We start from the raw sequence: 19,102 nt of genomic DNA, 5'->3' as shown, positions 1-19,102 counted from the left end.
CGTTAATACGTGACAAAAAACTCTACGCGGCGATTCTTCGCCCGTCCCTGAGCGGTAGCATCAGAGGCCACCGGCTGGCTGCTGCCCACCCCTTCGACTTTCACTTTGCTCTCCGGCACGCCCGCCTCAATAAAGTAGCGGGCCACTTCGGCGGCTCGTTTTTCTGAAAGTACTACGTTGTTGGGTAAGCCCGGCCGGCTGATCGGCGTGGCGTCGGTGTGGCCGACAATCACCAGATCGCCGTTAACGCGACGGACTTCACGGGCCACGCGTTCAATCACGTTGATCATCTCAGGCTGGACTTTGGTTGAGCCGGATAAGAACAGGGAATCGCCCTTCAACACGACTTTGCTTTGCTTTTGCGTTTCATCGACGCTAAGCAGCTGCCGTTGAATTTCATTGCGGAGTAAAACGCTCAGCCTGAGCCGCATTTTCACCGGCGGCGCGCTGACCTTAATATTCTTCATCGCATTGATATCGCTGATGATTCTCGTGCTATTCACCAGCAACGAGTACTTACACCAGATAAAGGCCGAGGCCACCAGAATGCCCGCGCAAAGCGCGGTCAGCCGGACAGGTACAATCAGCCTTTCCCGCCGGGCCGGGCCATGAGGCTGAAGTCCGTGCGGTGACAATGCAGGCGGCGTGGTGTTGCGCGTGCTTTGTACCAGGGTCAACAGGCGCTGGCGGATCTTGGTGAGCTGGCGATCCCCGTCCTCAATGATGCTGTATCGGCCCTCGAAGCCGAGGCCAAGGATGCGCAGCAGGACCTCAAGGACGTCAGCAAACTCGGTCGGGTTCATCGACAGGCGACCGATGAGCAGGAAGAACTTGTTCCCGCCATCGTTATCCCCTTCAAAGTGGTTGAGCAGGTTGCTCTGAGACCAGCCCGCCTCGAGCCCCCACGGCGCGGTGTGTGCCGCTTCATCCAGCGCGGTGCACAGGCAATAGCGAACTATCGCCATTTTTTTCCACGGGATGTTCACTTCATCGCAGACGATGCCGAAGAGATTAATCTGGCTCTTAAGCGTATTTTTCAGGATCTCAACGTGCGTTAAATCGCCAATCTGCTCCGGCATATCGCTCAGCGCACGCAGCAGCGGCTGAGCGGCTTCAAGCAGCGGATTCTCAGCGGCGCTGACCTTGATCATGCGCTGCTGAACGCTTTCGCTTCTTAACGCCCGGTCATCGCCTGTCCTGGTCTCGCTATTTTCCCCGGCGCGGCCCTGAGCCGTCGGCGTGGCTTCCGGCTCCTGGATCCAGTCCCCCTGCTCATCAAGAAGAAAACGGCCCAGCGCCTGAGGAGAGGTATCGTCATCCTGCATGCCCCCCGGCGTTGGCGTAGCGTGCTGATTAATCTCGTCTTTCATCAGGTCCGGATTCCCCAAAGTTCCATTTTCAGGCCAGGGAACTCACCGGCAACGTGCAGCGCCAGCGCGCCGGTTGCCGAGATTTTTTCCCAGAAAGGTCCGTTTTTAAGCAACTCGAAATACACGTACCCGGTGCTGTAGGGAATCTGCCGCGGCGGTACCGGCAGCCCCTGCAGAACCAGCCCCGGCAGGTGGGAGCGCACCAGCTCGTGCAGCTGCTGTGGCGCGCTGATTTTGGCCTGGGCCTGGAACTGCTGATGCAGCACATCCATCGGCAGCTGCGCGTGAACGGCCAGCACCAGGTTAGAGAAGGAACGCAGCTCGTTCGGCAGCACGGAAGCCGCCCACACGCCGTTGCCTTTCGCCTGCAGGTCAATGAGCTGGCCCGCACGAACCAGAATCTGGTTCAGCAAATCGTGTACATCATCGACCAGAGGACGGATCGAAGGATAAAGCCGCGCATGATCGTATCCCGGCGCAGGTTTTGGCCGACGCGTTTTGGTTCGAACAAAGGTCGAAAGCTCCCCTGCCAGCTTGGCCAGCTCTTCGTAAAGCACAATGGGCGGTAGCTCGGGTATGTGGCGTAAATGGTCGAGAATCGGCTCGTACTTGTTGAAGATCTGCAGCAGCAGGTAATCAACAATTTCGGCGCTGGCGCTGGCTTTGCCGTCAGAGGAGGAGAGGCGATTAGCCAGCATGCCGGCACGCATTTTTACCAGACCATTAAGGTGCGTCAGCCATTCACCCAGCAAAGGATTCGCCGCATAGCCGGTCACCGGCGGGATGTAGTCATCCGTGTGAAGCAGCACGCTCCCGTCTGGCTGAATCGCTTTCACCCGCGTCAGCGGAAGACCAATCCAGGATTCGGTCATTTCAGTTTCAGAGACCAGCTTGAGCCTCAGTTGGGCAATCTGTACGGGTTTTGGCCCCTGGCGAATGGCGTTGGTATCGCAGAGTTCGGCTTCCTGAGCGCGGAAACGCGCCAGCGAGCTGGCGTCATGCTGGCTGAAGATCGTTTCATCGCTGTTATCCAGACGCAGCGGCACCGCCAGATAGATCATTTTGCCCAGATGTTCAGGCAGGATCGTCAGCGGCTCAGGCAAATCGGCATGATCGGGGACATCGAACGGCGTGCCGTCGGGCAGGACGCCGCGCGCGGCGCGCAGCACCAGTTTGCCGTATGACAAAGCCTCACGATCGATTTCGTACTGCGAAAACCCCCAAAAGAAAGGGCTGAGCGTCGACGCTCTTTTGTGGGCAAAATATTCAAAGTAGCGTTCTTGCTGTTGAAAAAGCTGCGGGCGCAAAAACAGCCCTTCACTCCAGACGACTTTATTTGTTCTCATGGTTTAATCCATTTTTTTAATTGTAATTGCTGTTTTTTGGAAATGTGCCTGCAGGGTCAGCGAGTCGTCGCTGAACATGTTCCGCCACCACGATGTTTCCTTTTCCGGTCGCGTCCATGTCGCCAGCCAGATAGCATTATTTAGGTCACGATAAGCACCAATAAACCCCAGGGTTCTGCCGTCACCATCAGGCTTAATTGTGACGCTACGCGACTCACCCGGCTGAAGGATGGCCTCGTACTCTTTTGATATAGCGGTTTGCAGGGTTTTATTATTTCCTTCTACAATTTCAAAAAAATCGGCATTGGTGAAAACATCCCGCTCTTTAACGTTATAAATAAATATGTTGAGCGGTGCCGGATGGCCGCCATCGTTAGGATTAATATCTTTGTCTGCAATCAGATTAATTTTTATTTCACTGCCAGCAGGCTGCTTATCATTACTGCTGCTGCAGGAAAATAACAAAGTCCCCAGCCCAATAATCAGCAGACACTTCACAAGCGCTACCCGGCAATTCTTTCTTTCTGTTTTGCAAAACATATCCCTATCCACGCACTTTATTTCCTGAACGATGTGTATCGAATTAACGCGCGACCCGCGCAGGGAGCGACATATCCCGCTCCCCCGCCTGGAGAAAGTTTTGCCGCCGAAGCGGCAAAACCCTTGATAACCCGGCAGTATTAGCTGCGCAGGTTAGCTTTAACGTCGTAGCTGGTAGAAATAACGCCGGATTTAGCGCCTTCTGCATTCTGCATCACGTAGTCCTGAGTGAGTTTGGTGAAGGCGAAGGTCACCTTCTCACGTGGACGCGTTTCGTCTTCGCTGGAGCCCGCAGTTTCAACGTGAGTAATAATCACATCGGTGAATTTCAGCGTCAGGTATTCCAGCGGATCGCCACCCGCTTTACGAATAACAAACTGAATGTCTTTGATGTGCTTACCGGACAGGCAGTAGCTCAGCAGGTTGGTGCTGGCCTTGTCGACATAGTGCTCGAAGCAGAAATCGTCCACCGTAGCTTTACCGGAACCGCCGCCGGAGCCGCTGTGCATATTTGAGTGCTGTGAGCTGGCCCAACGCCATGCGAGCACTTCAATTTCATTTTTATGGGTAGCATCCAGAGACTCGCCTTCGATGCCATCAATTTTAATAAACATATCCTGAGCCATAATATTTCCTTTTCAGCTCTCATTTAAGAGTGTCACACAGTGTGCAACGTTAAAATTAAGTCGTAGAAGCAATTTCATTATGATGAAAATTCTCTACAACATTTTCGGCGCGCAAGAATCCCCGGCGCGGCCGCACCTTTAAAGAATAATGAAGTGATTATTCTTTATTTAAATTGCCTGAATCAGACAACCATTTTTAAATTGCCTTATCAGGCAACGTCTTTCAGCGAAGGTAATTTGGCTACCATACGCAGTGACACCGTCAAACCTTCCAGCTGGAAGTGTGGACGGAGGAAGAACTTCGCCTGGTAATAACCCGGGTTGCCTTCAACATCCTCAACCACCACTTCGGCCGCGGCCAGAGGGCGGCGAGCTTTCGTTTCCTGAGAAGAGTTTGCCGGGTCACCGTCCACATAGTTCATTACCCAGTTGTTCAACCAGCGCTGCATATCTTCACGCTCTTTGAAGGAGCCGATCTTGTCGCGCACGATACACTTCAGGTAATGCGCAAAACGCGAGCAGGCGAACAGGTAAGGCAGACGTGCGGACAAATTGGCGTTCGCCGTTGCGTCCGGATCGTAATATTCGGAAGGTTTCTGCAGCGACTGGGCGCCAATAAAGGCCGCATAGTCAGTATTTTTACGATGCACCAGCGGAATAAAACCGTTTTTGGCCAGCTCGGCCTCACGGCGGTCAGAGATAGCAATTTCGGTTGGGCACTTCATGTCCACGCCGCCATCATCGGTCGGGAAGGTGTGGCACGGAAGATCCTCCACCACGCCGCCGCTTTCTACGCCGCGGATCATGGTGCACCAGCCGTAATGTTTGAATGAACGGTTGATGTTCACCGCCATCGCATAAGCGGCGTTAGACCACACATATTTGCCGTGATCGGCCCCGTCGGTGGTTTCTTCGAAGTTAAAATCATCCACCGGATTGGTATTGATGCCGTAAGGCAAACGCGCCAGGAAGCGCGGCATCGCCAGGCCAATGTAACGAGAATCTTCCGACTGGCGCAGCGAGTTCCAGGCCGCATATTCCAGGTTTTGGGTGAAGATTTTCGTCAGATCGCGCGGGTTAGCCAGTTCCTGCCAGGAATCCATCTGCATAACGGACGGCGCCGCGCCGGTAATAAATGGCATATGGGCGGAAGCCGCCACTTTACCGATGGACGAGAGCAGATCTACGTCCGGCGCGCTGTGGTCGAAATGGTAATCCGCCACCAGGCAGCCGTAGGGCTCGCCGCCAAGCTGGCCATACTCTTCTTCGTAAATTTGCTTGAACAGCGGGCTCTGATCCCAGGCAATCCCTTTGTAACGCTTCATGTTGCGGCGCAGATCGTTTTTAGAGATGTCCATAAAGCGCAGCTTCAGCTTTTCATCCGTCTCCGTGTTGTAGACGAGATAATGCAAACCGCGCCATGCGCTTTCGAGGCGCTGAAACTCTTCGTGATGCAGGATCAGGTTGATCTGCTCGGAGAGTTTCATGTCGATCTCGGCGATGATCGCGGCAATGTTTTTATAGGCGTCATCGGCCATGGTGATCGAGGTGCTTAGCGCCTGCTCTGCCAGGGTTTTTACGGCAATTTCGACCGCGGTTTTCGCCTGATCGGACTTTGGCTTAAATTCACGGGTCAGCAAAGCGTTAAAGTCGCTTTGGGTGGCGGCCTGCGGGGCTGCCTGTTTATTTGTTTCTGCTTGAGTAGCCATTATTATCTCTCTTCATCACTTTTGGGACGCGGCTTCATCAGCCTGTTTTGGCTTTGGCGACGAAGCCAGCGTGTTCAGCAGCGACTTATCGTTCAACACTTTCATGACCAGGCTTTCCGCCCCGGCTTTACCGTCCATATAGGTTTGCAGGTTGGCAAGCTGGGTTCTGGCTTCAAGCAGCTGGGATAACGAATCGACTTTGCGTGCAATGGCGTCGGGGGCAAAATCGTCCATGCTGTCAAAGGTCATATCAACCATCAGCTGCCCTTCGCCCGTCAGGGTATTCGGGACTGCAAACGCCACGCGAGGGCGCATAGCCTTCATACGCTCGTCAAAGTTATCGATGTCGATGCTGAGGAACTTTCTGTCGGCGACCGGGGGAAGCGGCTCAAGTGGCTTGCCGGACAAGTCCGCCAGAACGCCCATAACAAACGGCAGTTCAATCTTCTTTTCACTGCCATAAATTTCCACGTCGTACTCAATCTGTACGCGCGGAGCACGGTTTCGTGCGATGAATTTTTGCGAGTTGCTTTTGCTCATAGTAGTCAATACTCTTTAATAACCGTTTATGGATAAACCGTCGCTTGTCGGATGGTCAACGTTCAAATAATCAGCAAGCCTCCCTGTTATTTATAAACAAGCTCGACCCCCGCCACGGCGTGAACCTGGCCCGCGGTGACGGTCGAGTTCCCTTTTGCGTAATAGCTCGCTGTAAATCTGTGGCTCAATGGTTCGGCCGTGGCGGAAATAACGTAATCCTGCCCTGAATCAGCACTATCAATAATGACCTGCGAACTATTTTCTTTACGCAATCTAATTTGAACGCCGCGGCTTAAGTCCGTTCCGCTGCTATTCACTAAGTTTCCCGTTTCGGTATCAGCTGCAGAAATGGTGCTATTAAAAAATACCGTTATCGTTCTGCTGGCCGGGCAATCCTTGAGCGTAATATCGAACGGAACGCTGCCGGCCTCATTGCCGTCGCGGCTAAGCGAGGCCACGGCGACACGTGGGAGCGTCACAATTTCATTGCTGCTGGCGTTATTGATCGCCACACTGCAGGTTTCATCGGTGTAATTACCGGTAAAGAAAACATCTATCGAACAATTCGTTGAGCAGGCGTTCGCCGCGGCGAAAAACTGAGCGCCCACCAGGGCCGCATAGCACAGGCCACGGAAAGTGCCTCGCCCGCCGGCAAGAGTATTCATCAATGACATAAGACCTCTACCTGAGTAATAGAGCCACGCGCGCCCTTCATTTTATTTGCAATATTGCTATCGGAATAAATAGTGCAAAGTCGCTGACCGGAAGCACTTTTTAAATACAGATTATTTTTCTCAGCCTGCCAGCCACGAATAAAGGCCATGCCTCCCTGACCAATAATACCGAGGCTGGCGTCACGCTCATCGTAAACATCCATCCCGATTGGCAGCGGCTCACCCTTGCTATCTTTCACAATCAATACAACCGGCTCACCGACGAGCGTTTTCACATTCACTTTTACCGCTGCACCCATGCGCGGGATGACCGTGCTCTCGCTTTCCAGGACGTCTACCGTGTCCGGCAGGCCGCGGGTATTCACCGCCACAATATTTTCCCGGTAAGGCGTCAGCGAAGGCACAATGGCGAACCCATTGCCATCAATTTGCGACCCATAGCCATTCAGCATTCTCGCGCCTTTGGCGCCTTCCGCCTCAACGAGGGCAAACGGATAGTCGCCCAGGCGAGGTCCGGCAGTGATCCCGCCCTGGTGCGCCACCAGGCTACCGTTGGCCGAGAACGAGAGCTGGTTCGATTTATTCCCGACGGAGGCCGTTGATCCGAACTGGCCAAACGGCGAGTTGTAGTTCACGTTGCCGTTGAACGCGCTGCGCGTCCCCGCGTTTCTCGCTTTGTTAACTGAAGTCCCGACGCCGTAGCTCAGTTCGTTTTGCTCGCCCTGGCTGCCAATGGCGTTCATCTGTACCGCACTGCCGCCCTGGTTATCGTGGCTGACCGAGGAATAAAGTGAGTTAAACAGCGGTTTGCTGGTCATGCTCGCTCGGCCCAGCGGCACGCTGACGGACAGCATCACGCTATCGATATTCTCCCCGTCGCTGTTATAGGCCCGGGACGCAGACACCGCCCAGGAGAAATAGCGCTCGGATTTGTTGTACGACAGCATGTATTGGCTGGTGGAAGACCTGTCGTCCCAGTAGCTATAGAAGTTGCCGGACAAATTCAGCCTGGCGCCATTCCACAGCGGCTGCCCGACGTTCACGGTAAAGCGCTCTTTGGTCCGGTAATCGACGATAAAATTATCGCTTTTGGCCCCATAGCGATCTAACGCCGCGTCCCTCAGGCTATAGAACCCTTTCGAAGAGTAGCGGTAAGCCGCAAGCGTAACGTCGGTAGACGTCGTATCCAGATATTTACTGAAGCCAACGTTATAGCTATTCCCGGTGGAGACTCTGCCATTACCAAGCTCACTGCGTGCGCGGGTAATATCCATTGAAACCCCGCCCAGCGGCGTGTTGAAGGCATGACCAATCCCCAGCGCGCTGTAGTTATCGGCCAGCTGCCCGCCGCCGTATAACGTGTACATGTTGCCGATGCCGTACTGGTAAAATCCCTGCGCCAGCCCCGGCTCTTCTTTCAGCGAGTCATCCTTCAATTTGCCCACGGTGACGTCGAAGCGTGATACGCCATCGTGAAGCAGCATCGGCGGTGAGGAAAACGGTACGAGCTGGGTTCTCTGGCGCCCGTCAGCCTCGGTCACGGTAACCTGCAGATCGCCGCCATAGCCCATAGCCCCGATATCGCTCAGTTCAAACGCGCCAGGTGGCACGGTCGTTTCATACAGGACCTGCCCTCGTTGCCTGACCTGAACTTTGGCGTTGGTCTCCGCAAAGCCACGCACCAGCGGGGTGTAATAGCGAAGCCCATCCGGCAGCATACGATCGTCGGACTGGAGCTGAACGCCTCTCACCGTCATGCTGTCAAACAGATCGCCGCTGGTTGTGCTGTCGCCCAGCGTGAGCTGGCTTTTTAACACCGGGATATCGCGCTGAAGATACGTAAACAGGGACTGGCTGTGGGACGATTGATCGTTGCTCCAGCTGGTATTGAACCGTTTACGCAGCCGCCAGTCGAAAAAGTTAAGTCCCGCCAGCATGCCAAGATTACCGCTTACGGAATGCCCGTCTTTGCTGTCAAACCGATTGTTAGTCTGCTGCACATAGACGTTGGAGTTGTAATCCAACAATCCAATGGGTACGCCAGAATCCCACGTATTGGGGTCGGTATAGCCCCTTGGGTACTGAACCGTGGAGGCCTGAGGAACCGTCAAATCGAGATAGAAGTCGCCGGGCTGATAGCTGGCGCTGGCTCCGTCAACCCAGCGGTCAAGCGTGGCGCACTGTTTGTCTCCGTCATCTCCGGCGGTATGCGCCGCGCCGTCGAGCGGGTTATGTGACACTTTAATGCCCATTCGACCCAGCTGCTCCTGGCTAAAACAGGGCACAGCCCCGACGCTGCCTTTCACGTCCTTGAACAGAACCTTGTACTGGCCCCGCCCTTCCCCATTGACCGCAACCTGTACGCTGTATTCTCCGGCTGGAGCAGGGTTTCCTTCAAAATACCGAGAGACATCAACACTCTGCCCATGGATAAAGGCGCTGTTAAATTTCACGCTTTCCGGGCGAGAACTCTGTTCATTTCTGGTCGGCAGGCTGGCGGTATTTCCCTGAGCCAGTACGGAAAAGCTAGCTCCTAAAGAAGCCATAAGGATATGGCGAACAGCAAACGCGACTTTCGATTCGCGCGTGACTCGTCGTGCATATTTCTTGCTTTCTTTTAGTCTCACGTCCCTGACTCCCTGACCACAAAGCGTGGCTATCCGGCCTTAAATAAAAAGCATTTCTGGCTCAGTTGAAAAACCGATGAAATTTATTGCAACTTTCTTTCTATTGTTAAGGTATTTCCCGAGGCGGGAATTAAGCGATATTCAATTACGCTGCCATAATCATTAATGACACGAACGACTGCACCGCTAATAGCACCCGATACAGAACCTTTATTTTCTGGTAAAAACACTTTGCTGCTAAAGGGCGCGATCATATCCACTGCCAATGGCTGCTTTACCGTCCCGGACATCAGCGATGCGCTATCAAAAGAGAAATGGTAAGGCGTAGGATTGTTCACTTTTATGCCTTTTCCTGCCCCCAGATTTTCCCAGGTCAATTTACCAATCTCCTGAGAGCTGCTGCTCTTCAAGACCGACGGACGGTAAAATATTTTAATTCGGGTGCGGAAGGCCAGCTCCAGATGGTCCGTTTCTTTGGCCCCCTCTTTCATTGGTGGGATCTCTAACATATTGAACCAAAATACAGATTCTCGATCCTGAGGCAGATTCATGCCATTGTATATCAGACGGATACTTTGCCCTTTGCCCGGATCAACACGATACACGGGCGGCGTAGTGGTAAAAGGAACTTTTATCTTATTAATGTCGTCATTTTTACCACCATCATCGACCCAAACCTGTACCAGCAAAGGCGACGGGCCTTTATTTGTCGTACGCACCGTCTGCTCTCTTTCACCGCCGGGAAATATAATCCGGGTACCGGATATCGTCATCCCAGAAAACGCCGACTGGGAGACGGCCAGCAGGAGAATAAATAAAGCTGTCAGTTTTGAGAATATTGCATATTGATATTTCATAGCACGGCCCTGCGCGTATAACATCTACCTGATAATGAAAGCAGGTTTTAAGAATGGGGCGATTGCTCGCCCCGCACTTCATTTAGAAGCAAACCTGTTATGGGTATGCCAGGGTGTAGCTAGCTTTCGCCTGAACCAAACCTGCGGTAGTGGCATCGGTCGCATAGTAACCACCGTAGTAACGCATAGTCGCTTTACCGCCAGTTACAGGGGCCGGAGCACCGGTTTCGCCCAGTTTCAGCTGCTGCTCGTCGGAGTTGTACAGACGAACTTCAACTTTGGTTGCGGCACCGGTGGTCGCGCTGTTGGTCAGGTTACCGGTCTGGCTGTTTACGCCGCTGCTGCCGACGGCTTCGAAGTGCGCAGCCACCTGAGTGATGCCGGTAGGGCAGTTTTCAACGTTCAGATCAAAACCTTTAGAACCCGCGGTTGTGCCGGAGGCATTCAGGGTCTGGATAGACACCTTTGGCAGCTGAACCTGGCGATCGACAGAATCGCTGGCGATGGTGCAAGTTTCGGCAATCAGTTGACCGTTGAAGGTGACGGTGCCCTGCGTTTCATCCGCCGCCAGGGCAGAAGTTGATACCGCAGCCAAAGCCATGGCGCACAGCGTCATTTTAAAATTGCGCATGATATAATTCCCTATATTTCAGTAAGTAAAAACTTTATAAACAGTAGATACATAATTCCTGGTGTAACTTTCTTAAATTACGTCGTCGGCAATTCCTCCGTTTGATGGATAAGTTCAATGCCTTTCTCATGTGAATAAGCCACACGCATGGCCACATTTTTATTTTGTGTAGCAGCTGCGCCAGTCGAATTTAAGATAGCTACGCCAACTTTCGGCAAAATGTTTTTCTCAATAAAGCGGATTAGCATCCTTGCCCCGGTTTCCGCCACCGGGCACTGCTCCACAACGTGCTGCACCAGTTCTTCGCTGAAGCTTAATTCAAGGTCATAATTCGCCTTAGCACGTTCGGCAATACGATTAAGATGAATATTAACAATGCGCTGGAGTGAAGACGTTGCCAGCGGTAAATAAGGTATTACGGTAACTCGACCTAAAAATGCTGCCGGGAAGACTTTCAGCAAAGCAGGCTGAATAACCTTCAGCAAACTTTCTTCGCCCGGCAGGGTTTCAGGATCCGCACAAGCGCTGCTAATAATGTCGCTCCCCGTATTACTTGTTAGCAATATAATGGTATTACGGAAGTCGATTTGCCGCCCTTCACCGTCTTCCATCGATCCTTTATCAAAGACCTGGAAAAACAATTCGTGCACGTCTGAGTGCGCCTTTTCCACTTCATCCAGCAGAATGACGCTGTAGGGTTTACGCCTGACGGCCTCGGTTAATACGCCCCCCTCGCCGTAGCCCACGTAGCCCGGAGGTGAGCCCTTCAGGGAAGAGACGGTGTGGGCTTCCTGGTATTCGCTCATGTTAATGGTGATAAGGTTTTGCTCACCGCCATACAGCTGGCTGGCAATGGCCAAAGCCGTTTCGGTTTTCCCCACCCCGGAAGGCCCCACCAGCATAAAGACGCCAAACGGTTTTTTCGGATCCGCCAGTCCTGCGCGAGCGGTCTGAATGCTCTGGCTCAGGCAGTCCAGCGCGTACTGCTGCCCGATAACGCGCTCGGCCAAACGCTGCGGCAGCTCCATCACCGCGCTGACGTCATCTTTAAGCACCTGCCCGACCGGGATCCCCGTCCAGTTCGCCACAATCGAAGCCACCACGTCGGCATTCACTTCGGCCTGCACCAGTGGCTGCTCGCCGCGAATTTCGCTCAGTGTGGTTTCAAGCTCTCCTAAACGCTGCTGCAGATAGGCCACCTTTTCCGTTTCTGATACTTCGGTATCTTCAACCGTGGCCGCAAGAAGCTGCTGACGCGTGTCGATAATGCTGGAGACTAACTCGCATTCCTGGCTCCAGCGGCTGTCCAGAACCTTAGCGTTTTCGGCATGTTCAGAAATCGCGTTCTGGATAGGCTCTCTGCGCTTATCGTCCTCTTTGCCAAAGCCGATGGCTTTTTCCAGCAGCGACAGCTCGGCCTGGGCCGACTCGCTGTGGAACTTCAGCATCTGCAGCTCGGCCGGCGGCGCGTGCTGTGCCACGGCAACCCTGGCACAGGCGGTATCCAGCAGGCTAATCGCTTTATCTGGCAGCTGGCGGGCCGGAATATACCGATGTGAGAGCCTGACGGCGGCGCGAATAGCTTCATCCATGATCCACACGCCGTGATGCTTCTCCAGCACCGGCAGCAGGCCTCGCACCATCGCAATCGCCAGCGCTTCTGACGGTTCTTCAACCTGCAGAACCTGGAAGCGGCGCGTCAGCGCAGGATCTTTCTCAATATGACGCTTGAATTCGCTCCAGGTCGTCGCGCCAATAGTGCGCAGCTGACCACGGGCCAGCATCGGCTTCATCAGGTTCGCGGCGTCGCCGGTTCCGGCGTTACCGCCAGCCCCCACCAGCGTATGAACTTCGTCAATAAACAGGATGACGGGCTCAGCCGAATTGACCGCTTCTTCCAGCACCGCTTTCAGGCGAGCTTCAAACTCACCTTTCATGCTGGCGCCTGCGGAAAGGGCAACCACATCCAGCGTAAGCAGGCGAACTTTTTGCAGGGAAGGCGGCACATCCCCGGCCGCAATCGCCAGAGCAAGCCCCTCCACAACCGCCGTTTTACCTACCCCGGCCTCACCGGTGAGCAGCGGGTTATTCTGGCGACGGCGCAGCAGGATATCGACCATGGTGTTGATCTCTTTATCGCGCCCCAGCACAGGATCAATTTTTCCTTCCCGCGCCAGCGCCGTCAGATCGGTAGAATACTGCGCCAGCCCACCGCCCTGAGCGCTGGCCATTGCGTGGCTGGCTTCGCCAGGCACCCCGGCCCCGTCGGACACCGCTGCGCCACCGGCTAAATCATTTTGTTCCGCCGACTCACGGGTGATGTACCCGAGATCCTTACTTAAATGTTCGAGAGGGATTTTTTCAAACGCCGGAGAGATAGCGAACAGCGCGCGGCGCAGCTCCATCGTCGTCAGCAGGGCAATCAGCAAATGGCCGCTGCGGATGCAAGTGTTATGGCATTCCAGGCTGGCAAATACCCACGAGCGCTCAATGGCCAGCTCAATGTGATAGGAGAAATCAGAGATAGCGCTGGCCCCGGCAGGCAGGCGAGTCAGCGCCTGAGAAAAATCACGCTCCAGCATTTCCGCATCAAGCTCGAAGTGCCGAATGATGTGCCGAATATCGCTATCCTGCTGCTGATATATCTGATTTAACCAGTGCACCAGTTCAACATAAGGGTTACCGCGTAATTTACACAGCGTTGTGGCGCTCTCTACGCCTTTAAACAAGATGGTATTTAGCTTACCGAATAGGTTTTTTCTGGTTATCGCCACGATAAAACTCGCCCTGTTTTAATTCGATTATTCGATTGTTTTATTCATCCACTTATCCACGTGGATCAGAGAGCCGAAACAACGCATTAAGCGCATCACGGAACGTTACCTGGAGGGCATAGTAATTAACAAAAATTGAAATAAAAACCCTTGCTGGCCAACATCACGGGTTTTAAGAATTACGCCCGGAAGTCATTCTTAAATTCTCTAAAACGCATGATGCAGGCATACGAAAATTTAACGTTTACTTTTAGAATCGGGTTCATAAACAGAAGAACGCCTCCGACAAAAAAGATTTTTTCTGTCTTCAAATATTTATCTCCAGCATGGCAAAAACATATTTGCTGTAATAATTGACAGGGTGACAAGTGGAACACAACTTTCTGGATTACTACAACCGGGAGCTAACTTTCGTCAGAGAAATGGCGCAAGAGTTCGCCGAACGTCATCCCAAGATTGCCGGGCGCCTGGGGATGAACGGCATTGAGATTGCCGATCCTTACGTTGAGCGTTTAATCGAGGCGTTTTGCTTCTTATCCGCCAGAACGCAGATAAAGCTGGACGCTGAGTTTCCCAAATTTACCCAGCGCCTGCTGGACATTGTCTATCCGAACTATAACTCCCCAACCCCCTCGATGGGGGTGGTGCAGCTGGAGCCTAACCTCAGCGAAGGCGATCTCACCCAGGGCTACAGGATCCCAAAACAAAGCGCCTTTTATAGCCGCATTTTGCCCGGTGAGATGACCCGCTGCGAGTTCAGAAATAACCAGGATGTGACGCTTTGGCCGCTGGAAATTGCCGAGGTACGCCTGACCTCAATCCCCCCGGATATCCCTAACCTTGAACATTACCGCATTAAGCATCATCAATTAAAAGGTGCTTTGCGAATTAAACTAAAGCTGCAAGGAGAGCTGGTCTTTTCTGAACTGAAGGGGCTGAATGAACTGCCGATATATATCCAGGGCGATGAGCGTATCGTCTCTCATACGTTCGAACTGCTTCACGGCAGTCACGTTGCGATGGTGGTACGCAGCGGAGAACGGGAAAAAAACCGTTATCATGTCATCAATGAACAGCCGCTGAAATTTGAAGGCATGGCGCCAGATCAGAGCTTATTGCCGCTACAGTGGAATATGTTTCATGGCCATACGCTGATTCAGGAATATATTTCCTGCCGTGAAAGATTTTATTTTTTCTCACTCACGCAGCTGGCTGAATCCTTCGCGGATAATAACACCAATGAAGTAGAGATAATTATCCTGTTAAATAAGTTACCGCAGGATTTAGTCGCCCACCTGGACGCATCGCGCTTTCTGCTGTTCTGCACGCCCGTCATTAACCTTTTCCCTAAACGTGTGGACAGGATTGAGGTCAACCGGGCGCTCAATAACTTTCATATCGTGCCGGACCGCAGCCGTCCTCTCGACTATGAGGTGTTCTCGGTCAATAAAGTGTTTGGTCTGCAGGCCGAAACCAGCGAAGAGCTGACCTTTAACCCGCTCTATCAGACCCGCCATAGCGATACCGGCAACTTTGGCCGCTATTTTTCCGTCAACCGCACGGTGAGAACCAAAGAGTCCAGCAGCCGAAAATACGATACCCGCACGCCCTACAGCGGGACTGAAATCTTTATCTCGCTGGTTGATCAGCAAGAAGCACCTTACGGCGAGCATATTCGCTATCTGCTGGTCGATGCGATGGTCACCAATCGTGATTTGCCCCGCCTGCTGACCAGCAGCGGCAGCCTCGATCTGACAATGTCGGACTCGGTTCCCATTCACGGCGCGCGCTTTGTCAGTTCGCCCAGCGCGCCCCGCTCACCGTTTGCTCTCGGTGAAACGGCCTGGCGCCTGATTCGTCAGCTGAGCTTCAACTATCTGCCGCTGTCGGATATGGACCATGCTCAAGGGGGCGAGGCGCTGCGTAATATGCTGCGGCTGTTCACTACCGCCTCCGATCTGGAGTCCATGGCGCAAATTAACAGTCTCGTGGGCTGCCAGACCCGCCCGGTGGTTCGCCGCCTCTCGGATGAGGGCTTGCTGGTTTACGGGCGCGGCGTGAACTGTAGCCTGACGGTTGACGAAGAAGGGTTCTCCGGGGTCAGCCCTTATCTGTTTGGGCTGATTATGGAGAACTATTTGTCGCGGCATGCCGCCATCAATATTTTTACCGAAACTGAGCTGCACTCGATGCAGCGAGGCCTTGTCGCACGCTGGAAAGCGCGCCCGGGCAGGCGAGGCGCGCTATGACCCTCCCAAAGTTGCCACAGGCCTCGTCATTACCGCCAGGGCTGGAAAACTGGTTCGATCCCAGCGCCCCCTGGGATGCGGGATTTATCAGCATTATGCGGGCTATTGCCGCCCGCACGCCGTCCCTGCCGCCGCCGGGTAAGGCCGCTCTCCCCTCTCAGGAGCGATTCAGGCTCGGCCAGATCTCCAGCATGGCCTTCTCCCCTCGAGAGATAGCGGCCATCCATCAGCAGGACGACAAAATCAAACTGCAGCTTTTTGGGCTGGGGATCTGGGGCGCTCAGGGGGCAATGCCGCTGCACCTCTCTGAGCTGGCTTATTCCCGCTACGAACAGCACGACCCGACGCTGATTGATTTCGTGGATATCTTCCACCACCGGGCGCTGAGCCAGTTTTATCGGGCCTGGTTCTTATCGCAGGACACCGCCTCGCTCGATCGTAAAGAAGACGAGCGTTTTTCATTTTACGTGGGCAGCCTGGTGGGGCTGGATCCCTCCGAGCTCGATCCCGCCCCGCTGCCGATTCACGCCCGCCTGGCGTCATCCGCACACCTGATTCGAGAAGCACGTAACCCTGATGGCCTGCTAGGCGCCATGGAGTACTACTTCCAGGTTCCGGTGCAGATGGAAGAGTTTGAGCTGCAGTGGATTTTCCTTGAGGGAAAAGATCAAACCGCTTTGGGCGACGACCGCTACGCCGCGCTGCTGGGCGACGGGGCCATCCTCGGGAATACCGTCCTCGACCGGCAGCATAAATTCAAGCTGATGATGGGCCCGCTCACGCTGGCTCAGTACATGCTGTTCAGCCCCTGGGGCAGCGATATGGCGGTGCTGCGAGAGCTGGTTCGAAGTTTTATCGGCTTTGAGTATGCCTGGGATGTGCAGCTGGTGCTTGCCGCCGATCAGGTGCCCCGGGCCACGTTAGACGGCAGCCACCAGCTAGGTTATGCGAGCTGGCTGGAAAGAGAGGCCAGCGAAACCCCCGTTTTCGGGATGAGCTTTGAGCCCGAGATGTACCGCCGGTAGCCCTTCGCCTGGAAGAGAACGTAACCATGGATGAAAAGACACGCACATGAATCAATACGAAAGCCTGACCTGCTCGGACTATTACCAGTCATTGATGCAGCCCTTTCCGGGCGACTCGCCCTGCGGAGAAGCGCTCGATTACGATCCTGCTTTTATCATGCTGCAGTCGCGCCTGCAGCCAAAGCTTGGGGCCGAATACGGCGACTTCGTTGAAGCCGCTGAGCCGGTGAACTGGACGGAAACCGAACGCGACTGCCAGGCCCTGCTGCAAAAAAGCAAAGATGTTCGCCTGGTGGTTATTTTGATGCGCTGCCGCCTGCGTAAGCGCGGGCTGTCTGCGCTGGCCGAAGGCGCGGAGGCGCTGCTTGCCCTGCTGCAAAGCTGGCCGGATGACCTTCATCCACAGCTGCTTGACGAAGGGGAGTTCGAGCCAATGCTGCGGGCAAACGCCTTCGCCGAGCTGGAGGATATTGGTGGTCTGCTGACGGATCTGCGCAACCAACCGCTGCCCAAAGCTTCCGGGCTGCAAATTACCGTTAAAGAATTTGAAAAAGCCCATCAGCTGCCGAGAGAAGAAGGTGCGCTGTCGGACGAGGCCGTAGCCGCCATCATTCGCGAATGGCACACCAGCGCACGAGAAGAGATTCGCCCGCTAACGCAGGCCCATTACTTTGTGCAGCAGATAAAACAGATCCTGGCGGAGACGCTGGGACACGAGGCACCTGAGCTGCCGCTGTTGTCCGGCATTCTTGGCATGTTTAGCCGCGAGTTTGGCAGCGAAATGCCCGCCAGAGATCTCCCTTTGGAAAAAGCCCCCGAAAGCGTGCCGGAGCCTGTGCCCACGCAGCCCCCTGGTCAGGTAGCCGTCCCGGCTGACGAAGCGGCCTGGCAGCCTCCTGTCCCGGTGCCTCGTCCTGCGCGGCATGAACCGCAAAAAGGGGTTAATACGCGCGCGCAAGCGCTCCAGCGCCTGCAGGAAATCCGCAGTTGGTTTGCCGTGGCAGAGCCAAGCAGCCCGCTGGTGCCGGTGCTGAAATACGCGGAGGAAAGCATAGGCAAGAGCTTCGCCGAGCTGCAAAAAATGTATCCCCCAGAAGTTATCGCAATGCTGAACCAGGAAAAGGAATAAACAATGTTAAGGATGCTCACCCTTCTGATTTCCGGGCTGCTGATGTCGCCTGGCGCATGGGCCGTTTGTACGCTGGCGCGCGGGACCCCCACGCCGCTCACCATTGACGCTAAGACAATCATTATTTCCGCTGATGCGCCGGTGAGTACTTCTACGCCAATAGCCCAATATGACAGCCCGACGGTGGGCGGCGCTGGCGTAGGTTATGACGACTGTATTAAGGGAACAGAGTACGGCAAACGCGCCGTGTCGCTGTCCGGGCAGGATACATCCACAAAAATTTATGCGACCAACATTCCGGGCATTGGCATCAAAATGCTGGCGAGCAACGGCTCGGCGTTTGGTAATTTCCCGTCGACCAGTTATCTGACTTTCTCAAATGGCAGCTCGGTTGGTTCACTCGATATTCCACCGCAGTCTTTTTATCGAATTGAGTTTTATAAACTCAGCAATAACCTGCGCCTGGCCAATGCCGCGACGGGGGATACCATCCTGCCCGCCGGACAAATTGGCTACAACTATATCCTGTCAGATAACCCCGCGTCGTTCACCCATAGCCTCTCTATCGGGGAAATGAAAATTATCAGTACCCCGGCCTGCACTGCGGATAACGCTAAAACTATCGACTTTAACGACGTGACGCCCACGCTGCTAAAAGCCGGGGTTACCCGCAGCCTGGACTTCGCCATCGTCTGTAAGAGTGACTATGGATCCTACTCGGCCTCCGCGTCGATGATTACCGATACCCCTACGGCAGACGGCGGTTTTATTCGTATCAAAGACTCTGACGGCAATATGGATCGCTTGAAAATCCGCATCACCGACGGCGACAACAAAACCATGAAAGTCGATGGATCCACCTCTGAATCCTCACGGGTTATCACCAGCCAGGGTCCGGCTGAATTTGCCTGGAAAGCGACGCTGCTCCAGGGCAACGGTACGGCACCTGCCGGTGGCCTGTTCACGGCAAAAGCAGAAATTATTTTTAGTATTCAGTAAGCCAGG

15 protein-coding genes are annotated in these 19,102 nt (G+C 54.1%); 4 read left to right on the top strand and 11 right to left on the bottom strand.

Annotation, left to right across the window (positions count from 1 at the left end; genetic code table 11):
* Positions 1–2: 2 nt before the first annotated feature.
* The 11 genes from tssL to tssH form a co-directional block, all read right to left on the bottom strand.
* The gene (tssL, locus tag F3J26_RS13335) at positions 3–1,370 is read right to left on the bottom strand and encodes a type VI secretion system protein TssL, long form (RefSeq protein ID WP_166994311.1); all 1,368 of its coding nucleotides are present in this window, start codon (positions 1,368–1,370) and stop codon (positions 3–5) included.
* Positions 1,370–2,716, bottom strand: a complete 1,347-nt coding sequence (gene tssK, locus F3J26_RS13330) for a type VI secretion system baseplate subunit TssK (protein WP_166866556.1) — start codon at positions 2,714–2,716, stop codon at positions 1,370–1,372. Before tssK ends, tssL begins: the two co-directional genes overlap by 1 nt.
* Before the next feature lie 3 nt (positions 2,717–2,719).
* Entirely contained in the window at positions 2,720–3,256 is a 537-nt protein-coding gene (gene tssJ, locus F3J26_RS13325; RefSeq protein ID WP_166994309.1) for a type VI secretion system lipoprotein TssJ, read from the bottom strand.
* A 140-nt stretch (positions 3,257–3,396) separates the two neighbouring features.
* Positions 3,397–3,882 (bottom strand): Hcp family type VI secretion system effector, encoded by a 486-nt coding sequence (locus tag F3J26_RS13320; RefSeq protein WP_008454370.1) that lies wholly within the window; start codon positions 3,880–3,882, stop codon positions 3,397–3,399.
* Positions 3,883–4,091: 209 nt separating this feature from the next.
* The gene (gene tssC / locus F3J26_RS13315) at positions 4,092–5,591 is read right to left on the bottom strand and encodes a type VI secretion system contractile sheath large subunit (protein WP_008454369.1); all 1,500 of its coding nucleotides are present in this window, start codon (positions 5,589–5,591) and stop codon (positions 4,092–4,094) included.
* Between the two features lie 15 nt (positions 5,592–5,606).
* Positions 5,607–6,131, bottom strand: coding sequence for a type VI secretion system contractile sheath small subunit (gene tssB, locus F3J26_RS13310; protein WP_008454368.1), 525 nt, complete (start codon positions 6,129–6,131; stop codon positions 5,607–5,609).
* An 86-nt stretch (positions 6,132–6,217) separates the two neighbouring features.
* Complete coding sequence (locus F3J26_RS13305) at positions 6,218–6,805, bottom strand: fimbrial protein (RefSeq protein ID WP_008454366.1); 588 nt, start codon at positions 6,803–6,805, stop codon at positions 6,218–6,220.
* Positions 6,796–9,432: a fimbria/pilus outer membrane usher protein gene (locus F3J26_RS13300; protein WP_166994307.1), complete on the bottom strand. Its 2,637-nt coding sequence runs from the start codon at positions 9,430–9,432 to the stop codon at positions 6,796–6,798. The genes F3J26_RS13305 and F3J26_RS13300 overlap by 10 nt, the downstream gene beginning before the upstream one ends.
* Before the next feature lie 83 nt (positions 9,433–9,515).
* Complete coding sequence (locus F3J26_RS13295) at positions 9,516–10,271, bottom strand: fimbria/pilus periplasmic chaperone (RefSeq protein WP_498881407.1); 756 nt, start codon at positions 10,269–10,271, stop codon at positions 9,516–9,518.
* A gap of 115 nt (positions 10,272–10,386) precedes the next feature.
* The gene (locus F3J26_RS13290) at positions 10,387–10,920 is read right to left on the bottom strand and encodes a fimbrial protein (protein WP_008454360.1); all 534 of its coding nucleotides are present in this window, start codon (positions 10,918–10,920) and stop codon (positions 10,387–10,389) included.
* A 77-nt stretch (positions 10,921–10,997) separates the two neighbouring features.
* Positions 10,998–13,694: a type VI secretion system ATPase TssH gene (gene tssH, locus F3J26_RS13285; RefSeq protein WP_166994305.1), complete on the bottom strand. Its 2,697-nt coding sequence runs from the start codon at positions 13,692–13,694 to the stop codon at positions 10,998–11,000.
* 368 nt (positions 13,695–14,062) lie between these two features.
* Between tssH and tssF the strand changes: the two genes are divergently transcribed.
* The 4 genes from tssF to F3J26_RS13265 are packed head-to-tail and all read left to right on the top strand — an operon-like array spanning position 14,063 to position 19,096.
* Positions 14,063–15,943: a type VI secretion system baseplate subunit TssF gene (gene tssF, locus F3J26_RS13280; RefSeq protein ID WP_008454358.1), complete on the top strand. Its 1,881-nt coding sequence runs from the start codon at positions 14,063–14,065 to the stop codon at positions 15,941–15,943.
* Complete coding sequence (gene tssG, locus F3J26_RS13275; RefSeq protein WP_008454357.1) at positions 15,940–16,968, top strand: type VI secretion system baseplate subunit TssG; 1,029 nt, start codon at positions 15,940–15,942, stop codon at positions 16,966–16,968. The genes tssF and tssG overlap by 4 nt, the downstream gene beginning before the upstream one ends.
* 46 nt (positions 16,969–17,014) lie before the next feature.
* On the top strand, positions 17,015–18,097 hold the full coding sequence (locus F3J26_RS13270; RefSeq protein ID WP_166994303.1) for a type VI secretion system protein TssA: 1,083 nt from the start codon (positions 17,015–17,017) through the stop codon (positions 18,095–18,097).
* A 3-nt stretch (positions 18,098–18,100) separates the two neighbouring features.
* Positions 18,101–19,096, top strand: a complete 996-nt coding sequence (locus tag F3J26_RS13265; RefSeq protein WP_166994301.1) for a fimbrial protein — start codon at positions 18,101–18,103, stop codon at positions 19,094–19,096.
* Positions 19,097–19,102 lie beyond the last annotated feature (6 nt).

Source organism: Enterobacter sp. Ap-867 (genome assembly GCF_011752855.1).
Classification (GTDB): domain Bacteria; phylum Pseudomonadota; class Gammaproteobacteria; order Enterobacterales; family Enterobacteriaceae; genus Cedecea.
Note: the sequence above shows the minus strand (reverse complement) of the source record. Positions and strands in the feature narration are given on the sequence as shown.

Bases quoted from the DNA above. Each gene is read 5' to 3' on its own strand.
- tssL (WP_166994311.1), bottom strand. From the start codon at position 1,370: ATGAAAGACGAGATTAATCAGCACGCTACGCCAACGCCGGGGGGCATG.
- tssK (WP_166866556.1), bottom strand. From the start codon at position 2,716: ATGAGAACAAATAAAGTCGTCTGGAGTGAAGGGCTGTTTTTGCGCCCG.
- tssJ (WP_166994309.1), bottom strand. From the start codon at position 3,256: ATGTTTTGCAAAACAGAAAGAAAGAATTGCCGGGTAGCGCTTGTGAAG.
- F3J26_RS13320 (WP_008454370.1), bottom strand. From the start codon at position 3,882: ATGGCTCAGGATATGTTTATTAAAATTGATGGCATCGAAGGCGAGTCT.
- tssC (WP_008454369.1), bottom strand. From the start codon at position 5,591: ATGGCTACTCAAGCAGAAACAAATAAACAGGCAGCCCCGCAGGCCGCC.
- tssB (WP_008454368.1), bottom strand. From the start codon at position 6,131: ATGAGCAAAAGCAACTCGCAAAAATTCATCGCACGAAACCGTGCTCCG.
- F3J26_RS13305 (WP_008454366.1), bottom strand. From the start codon at position 6,805: ATGTCATTGATGAATACTCTTGCCGGCGGGCGAGGCACTTTCCGTGGC.
- F3J26_RS13290 (WP_008454360.1), bottom strand. From the start codon at position 10,920: ATGCGCAATTTTAAAATGACGCTGTGCGCCATGGCTTTGGCTGCGGTA.
- tssG (WP_008454357.1), top strand. From the start codon at position 15,940: ATGACCCTCCCAAAGTTGCCACAGGCCTCGTCATTACCGCCAGGGCTG.
- F3J26_RS13270 (WP_166994303.1), top strand. From the start codon at position 17,015: ATGAATCAATACGAAAGCCTGACCTGCTCGGACTATTACCAGTCATTG.
- F3J26_RS13265 (WP_166994301.1), top strand. From the start codon at position 18,101: ATGTTAAGGATGCTCACCCTTCTGATTTCCGGGCTGCTGATGTCGCCT.